General features: G+C 65.6%; 6 protein-coding genes. 3 read left to right on the top strand and 3 right to left on the bottom strand.

Features of this window, described 5'->3' with window-relative positions; genetic code table 11:
* Together AB4061_RS28010 and AB4061_RS28005 are read right to left on the bottom strand one after the other, a co-directional pair.
* Positions 1 to 905 (bottom strand): branched-chain amino acid ABC transporter permease (locus tag AB4061_RS28010; RefSeq protein WP_441639507.1); only part of this gene is annotated, 905 nt, incomplete at its 3' end.
* Positions 906 to 915: 10 nt separating this feature from the next.
* Complete coding sequence (locus AB4061_RS28005; RefSeq protein WP_441639506.1) at positions 916 to 1779, bottom strand: branched-chain amino acid ABC transporter permease; 864 nt, start codon at positions 1777 to 1779, stop codon at positions 916 to 918.
* Between the two features lie 438 nt (positions 1780 to 2217).
* Between AB4061_RS28005 and AB4061_RS28000 the strand changes: the two genes are divergently transcribed.
* The 3 genes from AB4061_RS28000 (at position 2218) to AB4061_RS27990 (ending at position 5142) form a co-directional block, all read left to right on the top strand.
* A complete protein-coding gene (locus AB4061_RS28000; protein WP_441639505.1) occupies positions 2218 to 3111 on the top strand; it encodes an IclR family transcriptional regulator in 894 nt (297 codons plus the stop codon).
* A gap of 106 nt (positions 3112 to 3217) precedes the next feature.
* Complete coding sequence (locus AB4061_RS27995; protein ID WP_441639504.1) at positions 3218 to 4030, top strand: SDR family oxidoreductase; 813 nt, start codon at positions 3218 to 3220, stop codon at positions 4028 to 4030.
* A gap of 137 nt (positions 4031 to 4167) precedes the next feature.
* A complete protein-coding gene (locus AB4061_RS27990) occupies positions 4168 to 5142 on the top strand; it encodes a Bug family tripartite tricarboxylate transporter substrate binding protein (RefSeq protein ID WP_441639503.1) in 975 nt (324 codons plus the stop codon).
* Positions 5143 to 6156: 1014 nt separating this feature from the next.
* On the opposite strand, the gene AB4061_RS27985 is transcribed toward AB4061_RS27990, so the two are convergent.
* A complete protein-coding gene (locus AB4061_RS27985) occupies positions 6157 to 7557 on the bottom strand; it encodes an MFS transporter (protein ID WP_441639502.1) in 1401 nt (466 codons plus the stop codon).
* Between the last annotated feature and the right edge of the window lie 159 nt (positions 7558 to 7716).

Raw genomic sequence — 7716 nt, 5'->3', positions numbered from 1 at the left:
ATGCCGTCCGGCACGAAAATGATCAGCAGCACCAGCACCGGCCCGAACACCAGCATGCGGTAGTCCTGCAGGAACTGCAGCGTCTGCGTGACCCACGGCACCAGCACCGCGCCCAGCAGCGGCCCCAGCAGCGTGCCGGTGCCGCCCACCAGCATCGCCATCACCATCTCGAAGGTCAGGTCGGTGCGCGCGATGTCCGGCCCGAGAAAGCGCACCTGGCCCGCGTACAGCGCGCCGGCAAAGCCGGCATAGCCCACCGACAGCACGAACGACAGCACCTTGGTGCGCATCAGGTTGATGCCGAGCGCCTCCGCCAGCGCGTCGCTGTTGCGCACGGCCATGAAGCTGCGGCCCAGCAGCGAAGTGACGATGCGGTGCATCAGGAAGGTGCCCGCCACCAGGAAGAACAGCACCAGGTAGTACTGCGCCTGCACGTTGTCGAACGCGAGCGGGCCCACCGAGGCCGGCACCGGGATGCCGATCAGGCCCACGGTGCCGTGCGTCAGGCTTTCCCACTTCTCGATCAGCAGGTAGATGATGTAGCCGATGCACAGCGTGAAGATCGAGAAGTAATGGCCTTTCAGCCGCAGCGATACCACGCCGACGAAGTAGCCGACCACCATGCACACCACGCCGGACAGGACGAACGCCGCCCAGAACGGCACCTGGTGATCCACCGTGAGAATGCCCAGCGTGTAAGCGCCGATGGCCATGAAGCCGCCGTGCGCCAGGTTGAGCTGGCCGGTATAGCCCGTGATCAGGTTCAGCCCCAGCGTGGCGATGGCGTAGATGAAGGCCAGCGTCATCACCGTCAGGTAGTAGCTGTTGGGCGTGACCAGCGGGAACGCGATGGCCAGCGCCAGCAACAGGGCCCAGCCGGTCTTGCCTTGCAGTGTCTTTGTCATGGTGCGCTCCTTATGCGGCCTTGCCGGCAAACAGGCCTTGGGGCCGGATCGACAGGATGAGCACCAGCAGCGCGAAGGCGATGATGTCCTTGTAGTCCGTCGAGACGTAGAAGCCGCCGAAGCTCTCGGCCATGCCGATGATCAGCCCGCCCACGATGGCGCCGGGAATGCTGCCCATGCCGCCGAGGATGATGATGACGAAGGCCTTGGTGATGACCAGGTTGCCCATGCTCGGGTAGACCAGGTTGATCGGCGCGTAGAGCGTGGCCGCAATGGCGGCGAGCGCACCGGAGATGGCAAACACCAGCAGCGTGACACGTGTGGCGTCGATGCCCACCAGCGCCGCGCCCTCGCGGTTCTGCGCCATCGCCACGATGGTGGAGCCGGTCACGGTGCGCGTGAGGAACAGGTGCAGCAGCACCATCAGCCCGAAGGCCGCGGCGATGATCAGCAGCCGTTGCGCCGGCGCGGTCAGGCCCATCACTTCCACCATCTGGCCGTAAGGCGTGGGCATGCGATGGAAGTCCGCGCCCCACATTGCCTGCGCGCCGGCTTCGAGGAACAGCATGATGCCGATGGCGGCGATCATGTCGTGCAGCTCCGGCGCATTGCGCAGCGGATGGAACACCAGCCGGTCGGCCAGCATCGACAGCGCCGCCACGGCGATGGCGGCGGCGCCCATCGCCAGCCAGTAGTTCACGCCCAGCGACGTCATCAAGTAGTACGAGACGTAGGCACCTGCCATGTAGAAGGCGCCATGCGCGAAGTTGGGCACGTGCAGGATGCCGTAGACCAGCGTCAGGCCCAACGCGACCAGGCTATATACGCCGCCCAGCGTCAGGCCGTTGAGGACTTGTTGAAGAAACAATGTCACGGGCTTACCTCATGCGACTTTTCGAATCACGAACGAAGGCACGCAAGCCGGGCTGCGGGCTGCGTGGAAATGGCGGCGCCGCGCAAAAAACGATGCGGGGGCCACTTGGTCAGGGGGGGCGTGAGTCAGCCGCGGGGCGGTGCGGCCTGGTGAATGGCGTGATGCATGCTTGGTCTCCTGTGCGATGCGGAATGGCCTGCCGTGCAGGCCCCGGGTGCGGTGTCGTCGTGTACCGTGAAGCGCCACGCATGTCTGCGTAGGTATGTTCCAGCACGATCGTTCGTTTTTATTGACTGTTGCATACGGCCTGAGGCACAGTCAAGAAATACGGAATAGTCTTCCGCACAGCGAAATAGCCGGCTTACCTCCGGCCCGCCCCCGCCAAAGGCGGCCACAGGTCTGCTTCCCGCACCCAGTAGCCAAGCGTTATCGCCACGTATGAAGCGCACCTCGTCGATCCCGCTCTCGCCTGCCTCCTCCGCTTCCCTGCCCGGCGGCGCGCATGCCGCGGCCGTGCGCGCCGCCGATGCGCCGCGCGACGGCACGGAACCAGACATCGACCGTGACGACCGCAATTTCGTCACCGCGCTGGCGCGTGGGCTGGACCTGCTGCGCGCCTTCGGCCCGCACGACGACTACCTTGGCAACGCGGAGCTGGCGCGGCGCACCGGCATCCCGCGCCCCACGGTTTCACGCCTGACCTACACGCTCACCAGCCTGGGCTACCTGATCTATTCCGCGTCGCTGGAAAAGTACCGGCTCGGCCAGGGCGCGATGGTGCTTGGCCAGCGTTACCTCGCCGGCTCGGGCATCCGCGAGATCGCGCAGCCGCTGATGCAGTCGCTGGCGTTCGCCACCGATTGCACGGTGGCGCTTGCCACATCGGACCGCCATGAGATGGTGTACCTGGAAGTCTGCCAGCCGCGCGGCGCGCTGGTGATGCGGCTGGCGCCCGGCTCGCGCCTGCCCACCGCTACCTCCGCCATCGGCCGCGCCTGGCTGGCCGGGCTGGAGCCGGAGCGGCGCGCCGCCGTGCTGGCCGACCTGGAGCGCCACTACGGCGCGCGCTGGCCCGCGATCCGCATCAAGCTCGAGCGCGCGCTGCGCGACTACGCCAAGCGCGGTTTCTGCCTGGCCCACGCGGAGTGGGACCGCACGGTCAGCGGTGCGGCCGCGCCCGTGGTGCTTGAAGGCGGCGCGGAAGTGCTGGCCATCAACATCGGCGGCGCGGCCACGCGGCTGACGCCGGAAATCCTCGACGGCAATCTCGGCCCGCGCATCCGCGAGCTGGCCGAAGCGCTGCAGAGCCGCCTGTGGCAGGGGCGCGGATAGCAGCGCCATGCGCGCCATCGATGCCATCGCCACGTATCGCTTTCTCACGGCCCCAGGGCCACACATCTAGCTGGCAATACAGACATAGCAAACAAAGGAGACAAAGATGGAGATTCGCAACAAGACGGTCGTGGTGACGGGTGCTGCCACTGGCATCGGGCGCGCGCTGGCGCTGGCGTTTGCCGCCGGCGGCGCGCGCGGCGTGGCCGTGGCCGACCTGGATGGCAAGGGTGCGCAAGCGGTGGCCGAGGAAGTGGCCAAGGCCAGCCCGGGCTGCCAGGTGTTCGCGCGGCAAACCGACGTGGCCGATGCCGCCGCCGTGCAGGCGCTGGCCGATGAGGCCACGCAACGCTTCGGCCAGATCGATGTGTTCTGCTCCAACGCCGGCATCATCCTGCGCAAGGGCCTGGATGCCAGCGCCGAGGAATGGCAGCGCATCTGGGAGATCAACGTCATGGCCCACATCCACGCCTCGCGCGCGGTGCTGCCGCAGATGCTGGCGCGCGGCGATGGCTATTTCGTCAATACCGTGTCCGCCGCCGGCCTGCTGTCGCAGATCGGCTCGGCACCCTATGCCGTGACCAAGCACGCCGCCATCGGTTTTGCCGAGTGGCTGTCGATCACCTACGGCGATCGCGGCATCAAGGTCAGCTGCATCTGCCCGCAGGGCGTGCAGACGCGCATGCTGTTCGGCGAGGATGGCGAGCGCAAGGGCTTCCTGCAAGCCGGCTCGGTCACGCCCGAGCACGTGGCACAGGTCACGCTGGAAGGCGTGAAGGACGAGCGCTTCCTGATCCTGCCGCATCCCGAAGTGCTCGAGTATTACCAGCGCAAAGGACAAGATTACGATCGTTGGCTAAAGGGAATGCGCCGGCTGCACGATAAAGTGATGGCGGAGTTCGGCGGCACGGTGGTTTAAGCGTGGCGTGAAACCCCGCGTAACAGTCAGTTGAGTCACCGCTGCCGGCGGACAGGCGCAAGGCTTTGCCCCTTTGCGCCGGCAGCGTGCAAGATCAGTCCAACACCAGAATAAAACCGATCATCGGGAGACACCCCATGCGTTGCAAACCTTTCGCAGCCGCCGTCCTGGCCACCTGCGCCGCCTTCGCCGTGCCCTCGGCCCAGGCCGACACCTATCCCTCCAAGCCCATCCGGATGGTGGTGGGCTTTCCCAGCGGCGGCGCGCCCGACATCCTGGCGCGCATCTTCTCCGAAAAAATCTCGCCCTCGTGGGGCCAGCCCGTGGTGGTGGACAACAAGCCCGGCGCAGGCGGCAACATCGGCGCCGAGGCCGTCGCGCATGCCGCGCCGGATGGCTACACGCTGGCGCTGGGCACGGTCGGCACGCACTCCATCAACGGCGCGCTCTACAGCAAGATGCCATACGACATGGTCAAGGATTTCACGCCGGTGATCCTGGTCGCGTCCACGCCCAACGTGCTGGTGGTCAATCCTTCCGTGCCGGCCAAGAACGTGGCGGAACTGATCGCGCTGGCCAAGTCCAAGCCGGGCGCCCTGACTTTCGGCACGCCGGGCATCGGCACCTCGCCGCACGTGGCGGGCGAGATGTTCAACTCCCTGGCCGGGGTCAAGCTCACCCACGTGCCCTACAAGGGCCGCGCCATGGCCATTCCCGATCTGCTCGGCGGCCATATCAGCATGATGTTCGACAACCTGCCGTCGGCGTTGCCGGTGATCAAGGAGGGTAAGGTGCGGGCGCTTGGCGTGACCAGCGCGAAACGCTCGCACTCGGCGCCGGATATTCCCACGCTGGCAGAGCAAGGACTGCCCGGGTTCGATGCGGACTCGTGGTTTGCGATCTTCGCACCGGCGAATACGCCCAAGGATGTGATCGCCAAGCTGAACACCGAGCTCAACCGGATTTACCAGCTTCCCGATGTGCAAGCCAAGCTCAAGACCTTGGGGCTGGATCCGATTCTTGGTACGCCGGAGAAGTTGGCGGGTTATCAGAAGGTTGAGATCGCCAAGTGGGCGAAGGTGGTGAGGGATTCGGGGGCTAAGGCGGAGTGAAGGTGTTGGTTTTTGGGTCCAGGGTGCCGTACGACGTTGCCGTGCGGGGTTGGTCGCTGTTTTTTTTGAGCGGCGATGGCGTTTGCACCCAAGAGCCATACGACATCGTCCTGCGGGGGTGGTCGGTATTTCTTTGAGCGGCGTTGGCGTTTGCACCCAAGGGCCATACGACATCCCCCTGCGGGGGCTGCCGGTCACTTTTCTTTGACCGGCAAAGAAAACTAACGAAAAGAAAGCCGCCCTGCCGGGAGCAGAGCAATAAGGCTGTTCGGTCGCAGTGGTTGCGTCGTACGGCCCTGAGTGTTGGCTGGCATGTCCAACCGACTCGAAGGGCATCGCAACTGCATGACCCATGGGTTACGTGGTGCGGCCCCTGACCTCGTGTGCGGTGACCGTTCCCACATCTGCCGTTCGCGGGGCGAAGGGCTGCGCCGTTTCGGGTGTGGCTGGTTTCGTGGTTTTGTCTCGGAGGGCAAGCACCGTGAGGTGCGAGCACGGCCCTCGCGGACGGGCCACGGTGCCCACCACGAAACCAGAGGGGGGTGATAGCAAGGTGCCGCTCGCGCCGGTACGGCAGGGCATCAAATACCCCGGTGCTAGCCGCCAGAGACAAAACCACGAAACCACCGAGGCAGGCAGGATCGCGGCGCTGCGCACCGCGAACGGCAGATGCCCGAACGCTCACCGAGCAAAGCGATCAGGGGCACCACCACGTGACCATTGGGTCATGCCATAGCGATGTCCTTCGAGTCCGTTGGACACGCCAGCCAACACTCCGGGCCGTACGACGCAACCACCGAGGCAAAAACAACCTGATTGCTCTGCCCCCGGCAGGGCGGCTTTCTTTTCGTTAGTTTTCTTTGCCGGTCAAAGAAAAGTGACCGGCAGCCCCCGCAGGGGGATGTCGTATGGCCCTTGGGTCCAAAAACCAACACCGCAAAAATCAAAGCCCAACCACAAAACAAGAGCCAACGGTTCTGCCCTTGGGTCCAAAAACCATCATCAACAAAAAAATCACAAATCCGCCTCAGCCGGCACCCCCACCCGCACCGCAGGCCCACTCCCACTCCCACTCCGCAACCGGCTAAAACTAACCACGGCCCCCACAAGAGCCACCCCCGCGGCAACAAAAAGCGCCACCCGGGCCGCCCCGCTGGCATCAACACTAAACAACAACGCCACAACAGCTGTCCCGGTGGTCTGCCCCAGCAGCCGCGTGGTAGCTTGCGCCCCGCTGGCCCCCCCGCTGCGCGCCGGCGGCGTAGCGCCAATCATCGCGCGGTTGTTCGGTGACTGGAATAACCCGAATCCCAATCCGCACATGGCCATGCGCCAGCACACGGCAAAGCTGGACGCTTCCGGCCCAAGCGTCGCCAGGCCGATCAGCCCGCTCCCGAGCAAGGCCAGCCCGATGCCGGCCAGGATGCTGGCTGGATAGCGATCGGACAGGCGTCCCGAGATTGGCGCCATGATGGCCACCATCAGCGGCCACGGCGTGATCAGCAGCCCGGTCTCGTTCAGCGTGCGGCCAAGCTGGTACTCCAGGTAGAAGGGCAGCGCCACGAAGGCCAGCATCTGCGCCATGAACGAGCAGAAGGACGTGCCCACCGCCAGCGTGAAGGCGCGGCTGGCGAACAGGTCCACCGGCACCAGCGGTGCGTGCTTGCTGCGCTGCATGCGTACCAGCCACCATCCCAGCAACGCTGCCACCACCAGGCCGSCGGCGGCGGCGGGGCGCCATTGCGCGTGGCCCGCGCCGTCCACGCCCAGGATGAACAAGGCAAAGACCACGGCCGAGAGCAGCGCGCTGCGATAGTCGAAGCTGCGCGGCTGGGGCGGCGTCGCCGGCAGCGCAGTGCGGGCCAGCGCGAGCGCAAAGATCGCCACCGGCACGTTGATGGCGAACAGCCACGGCCAGCTCGCCACCGACAGGATCAGCGCGCCCACCGAGGGGCCCACGGCAATGGTGATGCCTACCACCAGCGCGTTCAGCCCGATGCCCCGGCCCAGCTTCGTGGGCGGATAGATAAAGCGCACCAGCGCCGTGTTCACGCTCATGATGCCGGCGCCGCCGATGCCCTGCAGCACCCGCGCGGCCACCAGCACCGGCAGGTTGGGCGACAGCGCGCACAGCAGCGAGCCCGCCAGGAAAATCGCCAGGCCGCCGCGGTACACGCGCTTGTAGCCAAGGATGTCGCCCAGCGAGGACAGCGGCAGCAGGCACACCGTGACGGTGAGCTGGTAGGCGTTGACCACCCAGATGGTGCTGGACGGGTCGGCGGCCAGCTCGCGCGAGATCGAGGGCAGCGCGATATTGGCGATCGAGCCATCGAGCACGGCCATGATCAGGCCGCAAAACACGGTGAGGATGGCCCAGGAGCGTTGGGGATAGGGTAGGCCTTGGTGTGGCTGCATGAGGGAGGGCGGCTGCTGAAGGAGTGGCGCGAGCAATACATTAGATGCTTGACGACACAATTATCGTCTCGCGGAGCGGGACTCGCAAATGATTGGAATGTGGTAAGGCAGCGCCGGCAGTGTTGTTTTTCGGCCGCAGAGAAATAGGGCGGAAAACCC

This window comes from Cupriavidus sp. YAF13 (assembly GCF_052113425.1).
Taxonomy (GTDB): domain Bacteria; phylum Pseudomonadota; class Gammaproteobacteria; order Burkholderiales; family Burkholderiaceae; genus Cupriavidus.
Note: the sequence above shows the minus strand (reverse complement) of the source record. Positions and strands in the feature narration are given on the sequence as shown.